Source organism: Paenibacillus sp. 01T442 (assembly GCF_056398345.1).
The window spans coordinates 19,844-37,898 of the sequence record NZ_JBFTPF010000027.1 but is presented as its reverse complement, the minus strand read 5'-3'; the positions used below and the strand labels follow the sequence as shown (position 1 = coordinate 37,898).

General features: G+C 47.8%; 15 protein-coding genes and 1 riboswitch. Of the genes, 13 read left to right on the top strand and 2 right to left on the bottom strand.

What is annotated here, in order from left to right; translation table 11 throughout:
• Positions 1-11: 11 nt before the first annotated feature.
• The 10 genes from AC1DLM_RS19985 to AC1DLM_RS19940 all read left to right on the top strand — a co-directional run bounded on the left by AC1DLM_RS19985 (position 12) and on the right by AC1DLM_RS19940 (position 11,044).
• A complete protein-coding gene (locus AC1DLM_RS19985; protein WP_477570956.1) occupies positions 12-1,322 on the top strand; it encodes an extracellular solute-binding protein in 1,311 nt (436 codons plus the stop codon).
• Positions 1,323-1,432: 110 nt separating this feature from the next.
• On the top strand, positions 1,433-2,323 hold the full coding sequence (locus tag AC1DLM_RS19980; RefSeq protein ID WP_477570940.1) for a carbohydrate ABC transporter permease: 891 nt from the start codon (positions 1,433-1,435) through the stop codon (positions 2,321-2,323).
• A gap of 16 nt (positions 2,324-2,339) precedes the next feature.
• A complete protein-coding gene (locus tag AC1DLM_RS19975) occupies positions 2,340-3,221 on the top strand; it encodes a carbohydrate ABC transporter permease (protein WP_171633585.1) in 882 nt (293 codons plus the stop codon).
• An 83-nt stretch (positions 3,222-3,304) separates the two neighbouring features.
• On the top strand, positions 3,305-5,137 hold the full coding sequence (locus AC1DLM_RS19970; protein ID WP_477570939.1) for a sensor histidine kinase: 1,833 nt from the start codon (positions 3,305-3,307) through the stop codon (positions 5,135-5,137).
• 5 nt (positions 5,138-5,142) lie between these two features.
• Positions 5,143-6,339 carry a response regulator gene (locus AC1DLM_RS19965; RefSeq protein ID WP_477570938.1) on the top strand — a complete coding sequence of 399 codons (1,197 nt, stop codon included), beginning with the start codon at positions 5,143-5,145 and terminating at the stop codon, positions 6,337-6,339.
• Positions 6,340-6,497: 158 nt separating this feature from the next.
• Positions 6,498-7,040 carry a C40 family peptidase gene (locus AC1DLM_RS19960; protein ID WP_477570937.1) on the top strand — a complete coding sequence of 181 codons (543 nt, stop codon included), beginning with the start codon at positions 6,498-6,500 and terminating at the stop codon, positions 7,038-7,040.
• 78 nt (positions 7,041-7,118) lie between these two features.
• Positions 7,119-7,517, top strand: coding sequence for a pyrophosphohydrolase domain-containing protein (locus AC1DLM_RS19955; protein WP_477570936.1), 399 nt, complete (start codon positions 7,119-7,121; stop codon positions 7,515-7,517).
• A 12-nt stretch (positions 7,518-7,529) separates the two neighbouring features.
• Complete coding sequence (locus tag AC1DLM_RS19950) at positions 7,530-7,748, top strand: helix-turn-helix domain-containing protein (RefSeq protein ID WP_441991168.1); 219 nt, start codon at positions 7,530-7,532, stop codon at positions 7,746-7,748.
• Positions 7,749-7,917: 169 nt separating this feature from the next.
• Positions 7,918-8,118: a cold-shock protein gene (locus AC1DLM_RS19945; RefSeq protein WP_028555213.1), complete on the top strand. Its 201-nt coding sequence runs from the start codon at positions 7,918-7,920 to the stop codon at positions 8,116-8,118.
• Between the two features lie 181 nt (positions 8,119-8,299).
• The gene (locus tag AC1DLM_RS19940) at positions 8,300-11,044 is read left to right on the top strand and encodes an SLC13 family permease (RefSeq protein WP_477570935.1); all 2,745 of its coding nucleotides are present in this window, start codon (positions 8,300-8,302) and stop codon (positions 11,042-11,044) included.
• A 344-nt stretch (positions 11,045-11,388) separates the two neighbouring features.
• On the opposite strand, the gene AC1DLM_RS19935 is transcribed toward AC1DLM_RS19940, so the two are convergent.
• Both AC1DLM_RS19935 and AC1DLM_RS19930 read right to left on the bottom strand, forming a co-directional pair.
• Positions 11,389-12,723, bottom strand: coding sequence for a 5'-deoxyadenosine deaminase (locus tag AC1DLM_RS19935; protein WP_477570934.1), 1,335 nt, complete (start codon positions 12,721-12,723; stop codon positions 11,389-11,391).
• A gap of 73 nt (positions 12,724-12,796) precedes the next feature.
• A riboswitch (purine riboswitch) is annotated at positions 12,797-12,896 on the bottom strand.
• A 126-nt stretch (positions 12,897-13,022) separates the two neighbouring features.
• The gene (locus tag AC1DLM_RS19930) at positions 13,023-15,131 is read right to left on the bottom strand and encodes a multicopper oxidase family protein (RefSeq protein ID WP_477570933.1); all 2,109 of its coding nucleotides are present in this window, start codon (positions 15,129-15,131) and stop codon (positions 13,023-13,025) included.
• A gap of 308 nt (positions 15,132-15,439) precedes the next feature.
• On the opposite strand from AC1DLM_RS19930, the gene AC1DLM_RS19925 reads away from it, so the two are divergent.
• The 3 genes from AC1DLM_RS19925 (at position 15,440) to AC1DLM_RS19915 (ending at position 17,513) form a co-directional block, all read left to right on the top strand.
• On the top strand, positions 15,440-15,640 hold the full coding sequence (locus AC1DLM_RS19925; protein WP_047679716.1) for a cold-shock protein: 201 nt from the start codon (positions 15,440-15,442) through the stop codon (positions 15,638-15,640).
• Between the two features lie 92 nt (positions 15,641-15,732).
• On the top strand, positions 15,733-15,960 hold the full coding sequence (locus AC1DLM_RS19920; RefSeq protein ID WP_056622331.1) for a cold-shock protein: 228 nt from the start codon (positions 15,733-15,735) through the stop codon (positions 15,958-15,960).
• A 119-nt stretch (positions 15,961-16,079) separates the two neighbouring features.
• A complete protein-coding gene (locus tag AC1DLM_RS19915) occupies positions 16,080-17,513 on the top strand; it encodes a M23 family metallopeptidase (RefSeq protein WP_477570932.1) in 1,434 nt (477 codons plus the stop codon).
• The last annotated feature ends 542 nt before the right edge of the window (positions 17,514-18,055 follow it).

The following is an 18,055-nucleotide window of genomic DNA, read 5'->3' as shown; positions in this document are numbered from 1 at the left end:
TAGGGGCAAGCATGCTAGCCATCAGTTTAACAGCATGTGGTTCAAACGGAGATAGCAAAAGCACGGCTTCACCGGCTGCAGGCGCATCAACAGCTCCAGCTGCTACAGCAAAAGCTGAAAACATTACGATCACATTCCAAAATATATATCCAGATCCGACAGATCCGAAAAACGGCATGTTGAAAAAAATCGTTGCTGACTACCAAACTAAAAACCCTAACATCAAAATTGAGCTTGATTCCCTGAACACGGATCAACAAAAGCTTAAATTGAAAACTCAAGCAGCTTCCAAAGAAGTGCCTGATATCACAATCGTTAACCCAGCTGCACAAATGCAACCTTTCGTAGATGCGGGCCTATTCGCACCATTGAATGACATGGTTGAGCAAAACGGACTTAAAGATACGTTCCAAAGTGGAATTCTTGACTTCTACAGCTTCAACAAGAACATTTACGCGTTGCCAGACGGTAACAACATCGGTGTTATTTATTACAACAAAGACTTGTTCAAACAAGCTGGTATTGCAGATGTTCCCAAAACCTTCGAAGAAATGGTTGAGGACGTAAAGATCTTGAAATCCAAAGGCATTCAGCCAATGGCGATCGGTGAAAAAGACTCGTGGACGGGTTCCTTCTTATTCATGAACGTATTGCTTCGCACCAACGGCGGCCCTGGATTCTTGCAAGCTGTTGTTGACGGTAAGAAAACATTCGCTGATCCAGCATTCACGGATGCAGTTAGCTCTTTCGAAGACTTGATCCAAGCTGGCGCGTTCCAAGAAGGCGCAACTTCATTTGATTACAACGCAGGCGAGAACTTGTTCAAAACAGGTAAAGCGGCTATGTACTACATGGGTAGCTGGGCAACTGGCGGTATCGAAACTTCTTCCGTTAACGGTAAAGTTGGCGTGTTCCAATTCCCTACTGTTAAAGGTAAAGGTAACCCTGATGAATTCATGTTGGCTCCAGGATCCGCATTCGCTATCTCTGCAAACAGCAAGCACTTGAAAGAAACCAAAGATTTCTTGAACTACTTCATGTTGAACTACCCGAAAGAAGCATTCAAAGTTAAAGGTGCTGTTGGTGTAGGTCAAAAAGTTGACGGCGACTTTAAAGCTGCTGGATACTCCGATATGGCGATGGATGTTCTTGGCTTGTTCAAGAAAGTTAAAGGCGGCGACCTAGCGTTCGATAACACGATGAACCCAGGAACGGCACAAGGTCACTTAACTAGCATTCAAAACCTTTTCGTACAAAAAGTTGATCCTGCAACTGTAGCGAAAGAGCACCAAACAGCTTACGACACAAACAAAAAGAAATAAATAAATTGATTTGATGTAGTAGCCCAATAGGGAATTTACCTGGAGCGCCTCGGAGGTGCTAAGGTAAGTTCCCCATGGGTATATCTAACCMCATGAAGGAGGCGAGCCAAGTGAATGTGTTAAGAGTCTCCAAGTGGACGATTGCCATGTTTGTACTGCCCTGTTTGATCATTTATGTCGGTCTTGTGTTTGTACCTATTCTCGTGTCCATGTACAGTGGATTGCTGGAATGGAATGGGATTGGCACATCGAAGTTCATTGGTTTAGAGAACTTCCGTACGATGCTTTTCCATGATCCTGTATTCTGGCCATCTGTCAAACGCACATTAATGTTTGCTGTGTTTTCCATGTGTGAAATCCCGATTGCATTGGGCGTAGCCATTTTACTAAATCGTTTTATCAAAAAACCGAATTTCCTTGTTTCTGCTTACTTTTTACCGGTAATTTTATCAGTTGTTATCATTGGACAATTGTGGAAAACAATTTACAATCCAGCGTCAATGGGCGGTATGCTCAATCAAGTCCTAGATTTACTAAACTTACATAGCTGGACGAGATCATGGTTAACAGATCCGAAAATTGCTATGTACTCCCTTTATTTCGTAGCCCTATGGCAGTACTTGGGTTATCACACATTAATCCAGTTTACTGGTATTCAGAACATTCCAGCTGATATCTATGAAGCTGCGCGTCTGGATGGAGCAGAAGGGCTGAAAGCCGACTGGTATATCACTTTCCCTATGAATATTCCGATTTTCAAAATATCGATCGTCCTAGCCTTCATCGGTTCCTTACAAGCGTTTGACATGATTATGGTCATGACAGGCGGCGGACCTGCACATGCGACAGATGTCATCTCCACCTTGATGTACAACAATTCCTTCCTATCCCTGAAATATGGTTACGGAAGCGCGATTGCAGCCTTCTTGGTAGTGGTATGTCTCGTGGCAACCGTCATTATTAACTCGATATTCAACCAACTAGAGAAAAAATATACGTAGGAAGGGGAGTGTCACCATGTTAAACGCCAGGGATGTAGCTTCGGCTAAACCTGCCATCATCCGGAGACGCAAAAGCTTCTCTATCCTAAAGGTTCTTGTTGTTATATTTCTATCCTTACTTGTGGTCACACAGGTATATCCATTGCTTTGGCTGTTCATTTATTCCCTCAAAACGAATGAAGAAATCCTGTCTGGGCGGTTCTTCTCACTGCCGCATGTGCTCCAATGGAGCAACTTCACGAATGCGATCAAGTCGGGGCATTACTTCCAGTACTTGAAGAACAGCCTCTTCGTTACCTTAATTACAATGGTATGTGTTCTCTTCTTGAGTTCCTTAACGGCTTTTGCCATTACGCGGTTCAAATGGAAGTACGGGCAGCTCGTCATGGTCATCTTCCTGATCGGGATGATGGTTCCCATGCAGGCAACCTTATTGCCGCTTATGATTATTTTCAAAAACATGCACATCCTGAACACGCATCTTTCGATCATTCTGCCCTATATCGCGTTTCAAACGCCAGTTGCGGTCTTTATCCTCAGCGGCTTTATGAAATCCATTCCGGCAGAGATTGAGGAGTCGGCTGTCGTGGATGGCGCGGGGATCTTCAAAATCTTCACGGGGATCATTCTTCCGATTTCTGTCCCTCCGATGATGACGGTGTGTATCCTTACCTTCATTAACATCTGGAACGAGTACATCTTAGCAGCGACGTTTATTTCGTCCGAGCGGCTTAAGACGCTTCCTTTCGGGGTGAACAGCTTCGTCAGTCAATATTCCGTTAACTATGGCGCGATCGGGGCATTCCTTGTACTAGGTGCGTTGCCAGTGATTATCGTGTACTTCTTATTAGCGGACAAAATTACAAAAGGTATGGTAGCGGGAGCGGTGAAGGGTTAACTTCACCCCTCGCTTTTTTCTATTTCTAATAGGACTATGGTAAAATAGCAAATACTGCCTTAGGAAAGGGGATCGCGATTAGTGTGAAACGGGGCCTTAATTCCATTCATAATCGGCTATTTATGCTATTCATCTCCTCGATGCTTGTGCTGGTGTTGATTGTTAGTTTTTTGTACTATCAGAAAACGACGCAAATCATACATAACAAGATTAACGATTTAGCTCAGAAAAACATTTCACAAACTGTAGGTTTATTTGATTTGCTTCTGCAAGGGTATGACAGTATTACAAAATCCCTGAATAGTAACAATGAAATGATTCGCTTAATTGAAGAACGGGATAGCAATCCTGATGTGACAACAAGCATTTTCAATGAGCGTACGATTACGAATATTCTAGGGGCCATTTATTACTCGCGGGATGATATTGTCGGCATCCATGTCGTTACGAATGCTGGCAAAAATTATAATTACGAACGCGGCTTTGATAGCGTAATCGATGCGAATTATTCCTCTGCGGAGTGGTATAAGAAGCTGCAGGACTCCACGGGGGAGATGGTTTGGTTAGGTCTCGTACAAGGCTCTGTTATCAATCAGTTTCAGCGTGATCCGATGTTTGTCTTTGGCAGAAAGCTGTTCGATCTGACCGACCACCGCGTCATCGGCGTCATGCTGATCGAAACGAATCCGCAGCCGATTCTAGCTGCTCTGTCCAACGTTACGATTAGCCCGAACAGCCGTGTATACATCGTAGATCAGGATAATCGCTTAATCGCAACGACTGCGGAAGATAAGAAGAACTCTCCCTCTTTTAACGGACTTCCGCGTCCTTATAAAAATGAAATCATCGTCGATGATCAGACGGATCAATTGATTGTAGCTGCCAATGCGAAAATGTCGAATTGGACCGTTTTTGGTTTAACCCCTAAGGGTGATATCAATGCTGAAATTGTTAAAACGCGGGAATACTTATATGTCGTGATTATCGTCCTCATTATTCTTTCTACCGCTTTGGCAAGTTTGATCTCGCAGAACATTGCTTCCCCTCTGAAACTGCTTATCCGAGAGATGAAACAGGTCGAGATGGGGAATTTCAAGGGCTCCGTAACGGTTAGGTCGTTCGAGGAGATTAATTCCCTTGTATCCTCCTTTAATCGAATGGTGAACCGGATGGATGAGTTAATTGAACGGATTACACTGTCTTCGATGAGTGAGAAAAATGCAGAGTTGCACGCCCTCCAGTCTCAGGTAAATCCGCATTTTCTCTACAACACACTAGATATGATTTATTGGATGCTGGATGAACGGGAGAACGATCGGCTGGGGAAAGTTATCTTAGCGCTGTCGCATATGTTCCGGTACAGCAGTGATTGGCAAGAAGCTTCGAAAACGACGCTGCAGCAAGAGCTGGATCAGATGCGTCATTATATGACGATTATTGAGAATCGGCTGGAGGGCAGAGTCCGAACCGAGATACAGATAGATACCGAGTGGCTGGATGTGACCTTACCGAAGATGACCCTGCAGCCCATAATCGAGAATGCCGTTAAATACGGTCTTGAACCGAAGCGGGAGCCAGGTGTGCTGCGGGTGTTCACGCAGGTGCACGAGCAAGAGCTTCATATTATCATTTCCGATAATGGTGTGGGGATTGAGCAAGATCTTCTGCGTCAGATGCAGGAAAAGCTCGAGGAGGATGCTCGCATGATTGGCGATCGATTCTCGTACAAAGATGATACGGCCAACAAATCCCAACTCGTACAAGACGGCAAGACACGACGGGGTATCGGACTCACCAATGTCCATCGGCGTATTGCATTAATGTTCGGAGACGCGTATGGGCTTCGAATCGAAAGCAAACAAGAGGTAGGAACCACGGTGATCATCGCGATGCCGCTACCTCGCAAGGGGGTATAACAACCATGGATATTCTAATTGTGGATGACGAGACGATTATTCGAGAAGGCATTCAACGTACGCTGCAGAATCGCTTTCCTGAGCACACCATACATTTGGCCTCTAACGCGGAGCAAGCCATCACGATACTGCGGAGTCAATCCATACACATCGTGTTAACAGACATTCTCATGCCAGGGATGACCGGCTTAGAGCTCATGAATATGTCGCGAAGCCGTCATCCCCATGTCAAATGGGTCGTAATCTCGGCGTACTCGGAATTCTCCTATGCCCAAGAGGCTGTGCGTCTAGGGGCGAAAGATTATTTGCTGAAGCCGATAGGCAAAGAGGTATTGAGCGAAATGATCAGGAAACTGAGCGAGGAAATTGCTCATGATACGGAACTGATTGAGGAAGCGGAGCTGCTGAAGACGAATCGTAAATATTTGCAAGAAGCGGTCTTCCAACGCTGGGTGCAGGGTCTAGATACGGGGCGTATTGATATGGGCCCTTTCGTGGAGCAGCATCCCAATTTCCACTTAATTATGGTTAAAATGGAGACCGATAAAGCAGTGTTCCTCGAGAATTTCATTATCGAGAACGTTCTGCAAGAGCTGATTGACCGTTACGGTAAGGGTTTTGTAACCGTGCATGATAGCAAGAGCCTGCTAGGGCTTGTCACGCCTCCAGAAGGCACGAGCATCGGCCAGCTCGTGGAGGATCTGCGCTGTCACCTTATTAAATATTTGAAGGTACCTTTCCAAATCATGAGTACAGAACGAATCGAGCAGTTCCAGTCGGTGCCTGCGGAGGTTCAACGCATGCGGCAAGCCTCAACGACACAGGTCTATGAGCATCATGCCAGCGGCAGCGACCGTTCTGTTGAGGTTGCTCTCCAATATATGCGCACGCACTATCAAGAGGATCTTTCACTAGAGAAAGTGGCGTCGATTGTGTATTTGAACCCTGTTTATTTTAGCCAGCTGTTTAAGCAGAAGACAGGTCAGGGATTCAAGGAATTCGTCATTAACCTGCGATTAGAGCAGGCCAAACAGCTGCTGCTGAATCCCAAGATGAAGCTGGCGGACGTTGCTGAGCGCATCGGCTATCAAGATATGAGACACTTCTCTCAAGTGTTTAAGAAGAAATATGGAGCTACACCATCGGAGTTCCGCCAGGAGCATACTGGTGATAAAGCGGATTCATTTCTGTCAAGAGATTGACTCTCATGAAATTCTCAGACAATTCTCAGAATAATGCCTACAATTAGGTGTGGCGCGACTTTCCTCCTTATCTGTTAAATATTAGGTCATTTGGCATGTGCTATGGTAGTAGCAGGTCCAACAAACTTATATTTAAATACCAAAGGAGGAAATCAATCATGATTTTTGTGAAGAAGAACCGCCTTACTCATTCGGTCGTAGGCTTAAGTCTGTCCATGTTAGTCGCAGGAACGGCGTTGCTAAGCCCGCAAGCAGCCTCTGCTGCCACGACAACGACGAATGGGGCTGTAGCTGCCGCGTCAGCTACAGCGACGAGCACATCCCGTGTAGACAGTATCCTGCGCACTGCGAAGTCGTACATCGGAAAGGTTACTTACCGATTTGGTACGAGAAACACGAGCCGTCTTATTCTGGATTGCTCCGCCTATACGCAGCTCGTTTTTAGTAAAAATGGGATTACAATCCCTTGGGGCTCCAAAGCGCAAGCGAAATTAGGAACCCTGGTCTCGAAGAAGACAAGCCTAAGCAAGGGCGACTTGGTGATGTTTAGTACATCGAAGCCTGGCGTTATTAATCATGTGGGTATTTATATCGGTAACGGGCAGTTCATTAGCAATACGACCAGTTCTGGCGTTGTTGTACGTGAAATGAACGCTGGTTATTGGAAAGACCGTTTTATTATGGGACGCCATTTTAAATAACATCAGAGATATTGACCACAATCCCTTCGGGTGGTATATAGTAGAAAACTATAACCATGTTAAGGGAGATCAGATACTATGACATTAAAGCTAGCCTTTGAAGCTGTTAAGAAATTCCATGAAACGTTCGAGCACCCAGTGGGCGCATCACCACAGCGCCTATCTGCTCAGCGTAAAGCCGCGCGTCTGGCATGGATGCAAGAAGAGCTTAATGAATTTGAAGAAGCAGCTACGTTAGAAGATGAAGTAGATGCTATGATTGATGAGTTGTATTTTGTGCTAGGGACACTTGTAGAAATGGGTGTAGAGCCTGGACCAATTTTTGATATTGTTCAGCACGCGAATATGTCCAAGGTTTGGCCCGATGGGAAGGTTCATAAGAATGAAATGGGCAAAACCATCAAACCGCCGCACTGGGAAGACCCATTCGACAAAATTAGAACTGAAATTCAAAAACAAATAAATAAGGAAAGTTGAGGTGAGGCCAGCATGGCCTTCCACAATCGGCTCAAAGAGCTGCGACAACAACAAAATCTCACATTGCGTAAGCTTGGCGAGAAAGCAGGGGTCAGCTATTCCATCCTAAATTCAATCGAAAATGGTCGAATCATCCCGTCGAAAGATGTCGCATTAGCACTAGCTATAGCACTTAAAATTGACGATAGGGAAGCCTTCGTTGCTTTAGTAATAAATCCCTCTCAGGTATAATTGCAATACCTAATATAGTGTGGTACAGTATTAATAGTCTTAAAGGGAAAACCTGAATTGCGTATTGCAAAGGGTTATCATTTAAGTAAATGAAACCTTTTCCAATGTGTAATTTTTTTGTTCGAAACAAGAAAAAAGACATGTTAATAAAACTTTGGAGGTATTACCCATGGCAGTAGGAACAGTTAAATGGTTTAACGCAGAAAAAGGATTTGGATTTATCGAAGTTGAAGGTGGAAACGATGTATTCGTACATTTCTCCGCAATCACTGGCGAAGGTTTCAAATCTTTGGACGAAGGCCAACGCGTTGAGTTCAACGTAGTTCAAGGCAACCGCGGACCACAAGCTGAGAACGTTGTAAAACTGTAAGCTTCAGCTTGCAAATATAGCATTCTCTAGAAAGACCCTTAACTTAGTTAAGGGTCTTTCTTTTGCGTTCGGAGGCTGTTAGGAATTTTTGTAGACAAAAATGTCATACCAAGCGTACAGTATTCTTGGAGTTAGTAGCTTGGGTGTTTTCATAGCATCACGCAAGGAGAGTAGATCAGTCGTGGCGATTAAAGATATGGAGATGTTTAAGGACTTCTCTAACATAGAGTTAGCCAAGCTTCTGGGCAAATTGGACATGGTGAAAGGACAAGCGGGAGACATGCTTTTCGAGCAAGGTGATCCTGGTGACAGCATGTATCTGATTGAGAGCGGCCGAATCGAACTGTTCTCTCAGAAGCAAGATAGTACACGCCAGTCGCTCGTGAGCTTACAGGATGGGGATACGCTCGGGGAAATGGCGCTGTTAACGAACGAGCCCAGATCGGCAACGGCTATCGTAGCTGTAGAAAGCGTTCTCTACTACATTGATCGAGAAACCTTCGATCGGTTAGTCGTCGAGCAGCCGCAGATCTCTTCCTATTTCATTCGACTGCTTTCGCAGCGATTGGTATCAACCAATGGTCGATTGCAAGCCTCCAAAGAAGCGAAAGCGCAATGGGTACTGCATGAGGTGGAGTTGCTGCCGGCGTTATTGCGGGACTTCTTTTTCGCGTGTGCTTGCTTGCCAAGTGTGCGTGATGGACTGCTTAAGCATCTATTTGGTATGACCATAGAAGAAGCCAATCAGGCTTACGCTGCGCTAGGACGGTTCGTCCAGCAGGACGTGGAGCGTGATTCTGTTCACATGCGGCCCGAAATCGCGCGTGTCCTGCTCGACATCCTGCCACAAAGGTATGGTGAGCGTCAGCAGCAGCTGTGGGTGGATCAGGCTTTGGCTTACTATCAGGCCGAAGGCGATTGGTCGTCGATGGTTGAGGTTTATGCTGCGCGCAACGAGTGGGAACTGGCGCTGAATGTGGCGGCTATTGCAGCAGGTGAATGGGCGGAGCCGGGGCAAGTAAAGGCAGCAGGACAAACGGTGAAAGCGAGGCGGGAAGAAGGAGAGAAGGCTGAACGCCTGGTTGGAGAGCGGGCAGAGAAGACAAAGATAGCAGCAGAAGCTGCCCTGGCCGAGTCTGAGCGGCAGCAAGGCGTGATCGGCCAAGCGCTTCGGCGCTGCCCGGACGAGCTGCTCGTCGCGCGCTACGCGGTCTTGTGGGCCTATGTCCGCTACTGCGTGGAACACGCGCCTGAAGCGGGCTTGGCCATCGTTGAGGCGGCGCTGGATCAGCGAGGCGCCGCTTATTCGGCGCAGCAGCTCACCACCGTCTACGAGTGGGGTGCTGATCTGTGCCGCAAGCTGGGGCGAAACCAGCTTGCGCTCGAGTATTTGCAGCTCGCGGAGGCAACCGCGCTGTCGGGATCGGGGTCGGCCAAGCGCAGCGGCGACCAGAGCTTCGGTCTGGCCAAGCAGATGCTGGCCAGAAGCAAGAGCGAGCGCCTCGCCGCAGGCGCGGGGCGGCTTGGTGATCGCAGCCGCTGGCTCGGCCTAGCGGCAATCATCTTGGCCGTGGCCTCGGTGCTCGGCTTCCACATCGCCGAGCCCGTCGCGGGGTTGTCCCGCCACGGCATGGACTTCATCGGGATCGGCTTAGCCGCCGTGATCCTCTGGATCGTGAACATCATGCCCGACTACATCGTAGCCTTGGGCATGGCCATGCTGTGGGTGCTCGGCGGACTCGTCGAGCCCGAAGTGGCATTGTCGGGCTTCGCCTCGCCGACCTGGCTGTACATGATCTTCATCATGGCGATGAGCGCCGTGATTACGAAGTCGGGCTTCTTATACCGCTTCTCCCTTCATGCCCTCAAGCGCTTCCCCGCTAACTATCGCGGGCAGCTGTGGGGCATCGTGGCCGGCGGTATCATGCTGAACCCGATGATTCCTTCCTCCTCAGCGAAGGTATCACTCGGCGTGCCGATTGCCCAGACGCTGTCCGAATCCATGGGATTCGGAGCGCGCAGTCACGGCGCAGCAGGCTTAGGCCTTACCGCCATGCTGTTCTACGGCTTTACAGCGCCGTTCGTGCTCACAGGCTCGTACACGAACGTACTGGCCTTCGGATTGGTCACCAGCGCTTCGCCTGTGAACTGGATTCAATGGTTTATCTATGCCTTACCGGCATTTGTCATATTTAGCAGCGTGCTGCTTGCCATGATCTTCATTATGTTCCGTAAAACAGCTTCCGCCAAGCCGATCGCTGCCGACGTCCTAGACGAGCAGTTACGGCTGCTAGGACCGCTGACGTGCGAGGAGCGTATTGCCGTTGTAACCGTCTTGAGCTGCATCATCATGCTGGTATTACAACCGCTCCATGGCATCGACAGCGCTTGGATTATGCTTATTGGTTTTGCTGTACTCGTCATCAGCGGCGTGTTGGACCGCAAAACCATTTCCACCGGCATCGACTGGACGTTCCTTCTGTTCCTTGGCGTAGCCTTCAGCTTCTCGGCGGCCGCCAACGAGCTTGGACTTGTCGAAGCCCTGTCTTCGTTCCTGGGTCAGCATATGGGCGTCTTCGTAACGTCGCCGTTCTTCTTTCTAGCCGCCGTTATCGTGCTCTCGTTCATCGTCACGCTGATCGTCAGGGACGATCCCGCTGTTATTTTACTGGTTACGGCGCTCCTGCCGCTTGCCGATCAAGCAGGCGTGCATCCATGGATCCTCGTATTCGTGGTACTATTATCAACAGACCCCTTCTTTTTCGCGTATCAATCGCCGACGTATTTGACGGCTTACTATAGTTCCGAAGGGAAAGCATTTAGCCATCGACAAGGCCAGAAGGTTGCCTTTGCTTATGGATTAGCCGTGTTGCTGCTTGCGCTTCTGTGTGTGCCTTATTGGAAGTGGCTGGGGTTGATTCACTAGTCTTCAATTTTAACTGTAAAACATGTAGGTAATTTCTTGTAAAACTAGCTAAAAAGCAAGATAAATGGAAAACATCCATCTATTTTCACATGAACTGCTCCTTTTACGGGAATCTGCCGAAATTAACTGTACATTCTCCATCTACTCCMTATTTATAGTCGATTATGAGATAAATAGCTGTACATTTTACATGTTTTGTTGGATGGAAGGGAAAATTTGTGGTGGTTAAGGTACCTTTGTGTTATGTGCGTGGTAAGAGTAGTTAGCCTGCCGAGATGAAGAACCCCCAACAAATCCTACGCTTTAGGAGGATTTGTTGGGGGTTTTTGAGCTACGTATGAAACTCAGCGGAGATTCGCTCTCTTCAATAACCGCTGAATCGAGCGGTTCGCCTCGGGCAGGACGATGTCCTTATCAACCGTCCGCAGAATGCGGTTTTCCATGACGATCCGACCATTGATGATGGTCGTTTCGACATCAGCACGCGTCGCCGAGTAGACGATGCGCGAGATCGGATCCACGTCGTAAGACGGATACGTGTGGAAGTTATCGAGATCGAGGATCGCGAGGTCGGCCTTCTTGCCGACTTCGAGACTGCCGATCTCATCAGCCATGCCAACGGCGCGAGCGCCGCCGATGGTCGCCATGCGGAACACCGTCTGCGCGTTCATCGCTGTCGGTCCGTGCACGGGCTTCTGGATGAGCGCAGCGAGCCGCATCTCGTTAAACATATCGAGATTGTTGTTGCACGGCGCGCCATCTGCCCCTAGGCTGACCGAGATGTCCATCTTAAGCATCTCCGGCGTCTCGGCGATCCCTGAAGCCAGTTTCAGGTTAGAGCCCGGACAGTGGCTGACGTGCACGCCACGCTCGTGGATGATGCGTTTCTCTTGCTCATCGAGCCAAATGCAGTGCGCGAGGATCAAACGCTCATTCGCTAAACCGAGATGATCGAGGTAGACGACGTTGCGCATGCCGGTTTCAGCTTGCACGATCTCGATTTCACCGAGATTTTCAGAAGCGTGCGTGTGGACCTTCACGTTGTACTGTTCCGACAAATTGCGCACCTCGCGCAGCAACTCTTCCGTACACGAGATGACGAAACGCGGTGAGAACGCGTACTGGATACGCCCGTCATCGTGTCCGTTCCATTTTTCAAGCAAATCAACGCTTTGTTGCAGCGATTCTGTCGTATTTTCCTGCAGAGCAAAAGGAACTTCATCCCCTTTGTCCATCATCACCTTGCCTGACAATGCCCGAATGCCGCTCTCGGCGATCGCCTGAAAGGCAAAATCCGTATGGTGCACCGTCTCCATATCCACGATCGTTGTGGTGCCGCTTTGAATCAGTTCACCGATACCGAGCATCGCCGAATAGTAGATCGACTCCTCATCATGGGAAGCTTCAAGCGGCCAAATCCGCTTTTTCAACCAATCCATAAGCTCGAGATCGTCCCCTTTACCGCGGAACAACGTCTGGCACAGGTGAATATGTGTCTGAACAAAGCCTGGAATGATCGTGCGATTCTTGGCGTTAATGATTTTATCTGCATGTGTAGGGTTCAAATCGGGTCCGATCGCGGTAATGCGATCATTTTCGATCAAAATATCCCCCGTTATAATGTCTCCGCCACGATTCATGGTTACGATCTGAGCATCTTTAATTAAAATCGTTGTCATCGATCAAAACCTCCTACTCCCCTAATATATGAACTATAGGCACAAAAAAACTAGCCATGAAAAATATGCCTGTTGCTCAGTGCACATTTTTCGTAGCTAGAAATTTACGGTTTCTAAGTAGAGACCCTTAATCCAATTATTAAGGTTATACGAAAGAGGTGATATGCAATTTGTCGTGCCTTCCTCTTTTAGAGTAAACTGCCAGGGGATGTTTTGTCAATTGTGTGTAAGTTAATGTGACATGCCCTCCCTCTTTTTTGAAAATACGTCTTCCAATCTTGTCGAAATGGTGAATGCCGTCACTCTGGATGGTTCAACGTTGCACTTCCTACTGAAAATGGCGTTGTGATCCCCTCATACATCAAATGCATCGACATCCCCGCGGCAGCGTGCACAAGGTTATGACAGTGATCCATCCATAGTCCGGGATTATTAGCAACGAAAGCGACCTCATACGTTTCACCAGGCTGAACATCTAGTGTATCCGACCACCATGGACTGCCTGTAGAAGGCTTGCCATTGCGGGAAAGGACGAGCACATGGTGACCATGCAAATGCATCGGATGTTCGACATTTCCACGATTGACGAACGTCGTTTTAACCAGATCCCCTTCCTTCACCATGAACATCGGCGCATCTGGGAACACTTTTCCATTCAACGTATAGAGGAAATCGAAATTTCTGTTATAGAAGCCTAGTTTATTATCTAAAATTAATGTGAAATCTCGATCATATTTGCTGCTCGCATCAAAAKGTGTGGCCTTCGGACTGCCATAGGTAAGCGGATCGAAAGCTACGGTTTGCGGCAGCTCAGGAACGTTCCCTTGGCCATCAGTTGACAGAAGAATGCCTCCGTTTTTATTCGTTCCCACATGTAAATAAACAGGATGATCCGGCATGACAAACGTTAGATCAAATCGTCCCCCAGTTGGCACAATGACACGTGTATTGGTCATGAGATCCGGCTTATTCAGATCTGTCCCATCGATAGCCGCCACTTCAAAAGGAGTACCCACGAGCGTATAGGTTTGATTGACCCAATCATCTGTGTTAATGAGTCGCATACGGACAGGCGTCCCAGGAGCGACTATTTGACGGTCCAATTCATCATTGGCGCCAATAGCGAACGTATTCTTCCAACGATGGGTCATAACTGTGATATCTTTGAACGGAATTGTAAATGTTGTTGTATCTGCAACCTCTTTAGGGTCTACAATTAACGCTCCGAAAAGCCCTTTACTTACCGCTTCTTGTGAATCCTGATGGGAATGGTACCAGAAGCTGCCCACCTGTTCAGCGCGAAAACGGTACGTATAGGTTTCACCTGGCATAACCGCATTTTGTGTGGCTCCAGCAACGCCATCTTCGGCGTTTGGTACATCTAAACCGTGCCAATGGGCGGTAACGCCAACATCAATATCTTCGTTCGTTAGCGTGACTTCAATGAGTTCGCCTTCTTTCATACGAAGCTCAGGTCCAGGGATTTGACCATTGTAGGTCCAAGCATCCACCGTTTTGCCCGAGCTGAGTGTGACCGTTTTTTTCTGCGCTACGAGTGTAAAACGACGATCTGGCGTGCCCTCTTTCGGGCCCGTTAGGTCGGCCACTGATACCATGCCCGGCATATTGGACATAGCGGTCATGTCATGACCAGTGTGCTCGCTTACTGCGCCGCCGCCGTAATCATGCGTTCCGCTGGCCATGTCGATCTCGGCTGGCAGTACGCTTTTGTCCATTGCGAATGTAATGAAATAGTAGCCGATACCAGCAGTCACGACGAGAACGCCTGTCATGGCACCAAAGCGCGCCAATAGTCGAGGTGCTTGATAGTTAGGTGCTTTACGTACCTGCTTGGCACGCAGATCGTGCCTCAACCAAAGTCCAGCGGCTAAGACAATAAAGACTGCGAGCGGAATGCTGATTTCTAACCATTGGAAAGGAACTGGCGGTACAAAGGTGAAATATAATGACGTTACTGCGCTAAGCGCGGTTAATTGATAAGGAAATATAAGTCCAGGGCTAGCGGCTCTTTGGAACATAGCAGGCTCAATTGTGGTACCACTTTCGGCTAAGCTTATCTTGGTTAGCGAGCGAAGCTTCAGCAACTTAGGAACGGCCACGAACCATATGCTCAAAAGAGGAATAACGACTAGCGGCGCTTCTAGGAAGATGCGGTCCTTCCAGAAAATCGGGTCCATATTCATCTGCAGCCAGACAATGGCAGCTACAATTGCTGCTGCAGGAATGATGGGAAACCATGCCCAGAAAAGCAGCTTGCGCGTCTTACGGTGCAGTTTCTCTAAGCTTCCACTGTACAATAATCGGGAAGCCTTGACGCTTCCGATCCATGTGAAAATGACGAATAAAACACTTACGGCTAATATAGTTTGAATACTTGCGTTATACACGATGAAAACCCTCCTAAACTCGATACGTCAAGTATAGTCCCCCTGCCCTGCGCATCAAACCGTCTGGAGACCAATGGGCAACCTAGACTAAAGTTGGGGCTGCTTTTTCAAAAAATACACTAGTAAAAGTTTGGAAATAGTTTGCGTTTTCATAAGTGGTGTGTTATGATAAATCCAATCGACAAATAGAACCTGAATTCACATATTGTAAAGGGTTTTCATTTTTGTTAGTGAACCTTATACAATGTGTGAATTTTTTCTCTTTGAAGAATAAAAAACATGTTAATAATTTTTGGAGGTATTTCACAATGGCTACTGGTACAGTAAAATGGTTTAACGCAGAAAAAGGTTTCGGTTTCATCGAAGTTGAAGGCGGCAACGATGTATTCGTTCACTTCTCCGCAATCCAAGGTGACGGTTTCAAAACTTTGGACGAAGGTCAATCCGTTGAATTCAGCGTAGTTCAAGGTAACCGCGGACCACAAGCAGAAAACGTTGTAAAACTGTAATATAATTAAAAAGACTGCCTTTACTTAAGTAATGGCAGTCTTTTTCAATTTAAAGCTATCTGACGCTTAGTACACTCTAAGGAGGTTTATCCATGTATTCCAGAAAAAAGTCGCTTGAAGAGATGCCTCTAGAAAATGTGACGGTATGGTCTTGTGAAAATGAAGGCTGTAAAGGCTGGATGCGAGATAATTTTGCATTCGATCACGTGCCGACATGTCATTTATGTCAGTCCACAATGGTTCGAAGTGTCAAGTTACTTCCATTAGTTAATAACACGAATAGTGATCAGAAAACGCTCAAAAAGGGCGTACAAATATAGCGTTATAGAACCCGGAGACATAGCTGTCTTCGGGTTTTTTGTGTTACCATGAGAAGAGTGAAATCAGAGACGACGGTGTTAGCAAGAGGACAACCCTCGTCAACCTTTAGGAGGTAGGCATGTCTGTGAAACCTAGAAAACGGCGCCAATGGCCGCTGCTGGTCGGTGCTTGCATCCTAGCTGCTGGTGCGGTCATTTTCATTGGAGACTCACCATTTGAAACATCGACCTCTTCGAATAAGGAGGTACCTGATATCGTAGCGGCAACACCAGTACCAACCCCAACACCTCGTGTAGCTGTGGAGTTCCGCATGCTTGATCTGGATAGAGGCTGGGTGAAGTATGCGGACGGGATGGCTCATACTACGGATGGGGGAGCCCATTGGCAGGAAGCCACAAGTACGGAAGCTCTGCCGACAGATGGCGAAGCGGCTACGAATGGATTGGAAGCGATCACAAAGTTGCTGAGCTTGGAGAGCGGGACTGGGAGTGCGGCGGAAGGAGCTTCAGCTACGGCTACGGCAACCTCAGGAAGCCCGAGCGTGGATATTGTTACGCTGAACGGGACTATGTTTGATGTGAAGCAGTCACAGTTCGTGACGCCGAAGATTGGTTGGGCGCTATTACCAAGCACAACGAATAGCAAAAGCCCACTCGTGCTCACGGTGGATGGTGGGCAGAGTTGGATAGATGGCATGACGGAGKACGCGAAGGCGGCCATTCAAGGGGTGAAAGCCCATTTGACTCAGCTCAAAGCAGAGGCGTTGCTCTATAAAGATGAAGCTGGCGCCAAAGCAGCCATGGGTGCTAACTGGAAGCTCATACCGGAGCAGGCATCGCCGGGAGATATTGTACTTGTGCGCCATAAGGAGCCGGGCAGTATCACTTGGCAGGGCAAAACCTACACACTTCAACCTTATGAAGCGGGATATTTCACGTATTTGCCAATCTCGATGAGTGTGAAGGCAGGCACGTATCCGATTGGTGATCAGACGCTGACCATCAAGGCGAAGAAGTTCGAGACGCAGTATTTGAAGGTTACTGAGCAAATGGAAAGCATGAAACAGGATACGACGCGCATCAACGCCGATCAGAAGAAGATCGATCTGGCGCGCAGCAAGTCGGAGCCGAGTTTCTTGTTTAGCGGGCCATTCGTGAAGCCGGTCGAGGGGATTTTGACCACGCCGTATGGGTACACCCGTTATGTGAACGGGAAATACGACAGCGCGCATATGGCCCTTGATCTGGCCGCCAAAGAAGGCACGCCGATCAAGGCTACGAACGATGGAGTTGTCGCGTTAGCGGAACTCCTGTATTTGACCGGCAATTCCATCTACATTGACCATGGGATGGGGCTGTTCTCTCAGTACGCGCATCTCTCCGAGCTGCGTGTCAAACCTGGCGACCGCGTTAAGCAGGGCGACATTATCGGGCTTGTCGGCACGACGGGCTTTTCCACCGGGCCGCATCTGCATTTTACGTTCTGGGCGCATAATATTCAGGCCAATCCGGACTTATTTTTTAATACAACCCCGTTTCAGTGGGTGAAATGATCGTGATGTGAAATGATCGACAAGTGGAAATCATAAGACTGTTCACCCCTTCTGCGTATGAGCTAGGCTCGACGTGGAGGGGGTTTTTGGCGAGGGGTTTGTGCATCGCCACATACGCACTCATCTACCTCACCCACCACACGCTACTCTTTACTCATTCATCTATCACACGAACCACACGCTACTCTTTACTCATTCATCTATCACACGAACCACACGCCACTCTTACCCCTCATCTACCTCACCCGCAACACGCTACCCTTCTCACACTCAATCACCTCCCTCCCGCCACACTCAAATAAATGGAAAAAATACAGCTAATTCCCCCCTATTCCTTGGAAATTCGCGTTTAGATGGAAAATATGTAGTTAATTCGACGGGTTTTGATGATTTTCTTGTATATGCTCGATTTTAGATGGATATTTTCCAGTTATTTCGCCTAATCGGGGTAAAGCGATGAAATTAGCTGTACAAAATCCAGTTATTTTGCATGGGGAGGTTAGAGTGACAGGGGCTAGTAGTGTTTCACTGACACGCATGGT

What these genes read in the sequence shown, in the direction of transcription:
- AC1DLM_RS19950 (WP_441991168.1), top strand. Translation starts at nt 7,530, where the DNA reads ATGGCCTTCCACAATCGGCTCAAAGAGCTGCGACAACAACAAAATCTC.
- AC1DLM_RS19925 (WP_047679716.1), top strand. Translation starts at nt 15,440, where the DNA reads ATGGCTACTGGTACAGTAAAATGGTTTAACGCAGAAAAAGGTTTCGGT.
- AC1DLM_RS19955 (WP_477570936.1), top strand. Translation starts at nt 7,119, where the DNA reads ATGACATTAAAGCTAGCCTTTGAAGCTGTTAAGAAATTCCATGAAACG.
- AC1DLM_RS19945 (WP_028555213.1), top strand. Translation starts at nt 7,918, where the DNA reads ATGGCAGTAGGAACAGTTAAATGGTTTAACGCAGAAAAAGGATTTGGA.
- AC1DLM_RS19960 (WP_477570937.1), top strand. Translation starts at nt 6,498, where the DNA reads ATGATTTTTGTGAAGAAGAACCGCCTTACTCATTCGGTCGTAGGCTTA.
- AC1DLM_RS19965 (WP_477570938.1), top strand. Translation starts at nt 5,143, where the DNA reads ATGGATATTCTAATTGTGGATGACGAGACGATTATTCGAGAAGGCATT.
- AC1DLM_RS19975 (WP_171633585.1), top strand. Translation starts at nt 2,340, where the DNA reads ATGTTAAACGCCAGGGATGTAGCTTCGGCTAAACCTGCCATCATCCGG.
- AC1DLM_RS19985 (WP_477570956.1), top strand. Translation starts at nt 12, where the DNA reads ATGCTAGCCATCAGTTTAACAGCATGTGGTTCAAACGGAGATAGCAAA.
- AC1DLM_RS19935 (WP_477570934.1), bottom strand. Translation starts at nt 12,723, where the DNA reads ATGACAACGATTTTAATTAAAGATGCTCAGATCGTAACCATGAATCGT.
- AC1DLM_RS19920 (WP_056622331.1), top strand. Translation starts at nt 15,733, where the DNA reads ATGTATTCCAGAAAAAAGTCGCTTGAAGAGATGCCTCTAGAAAATGTG.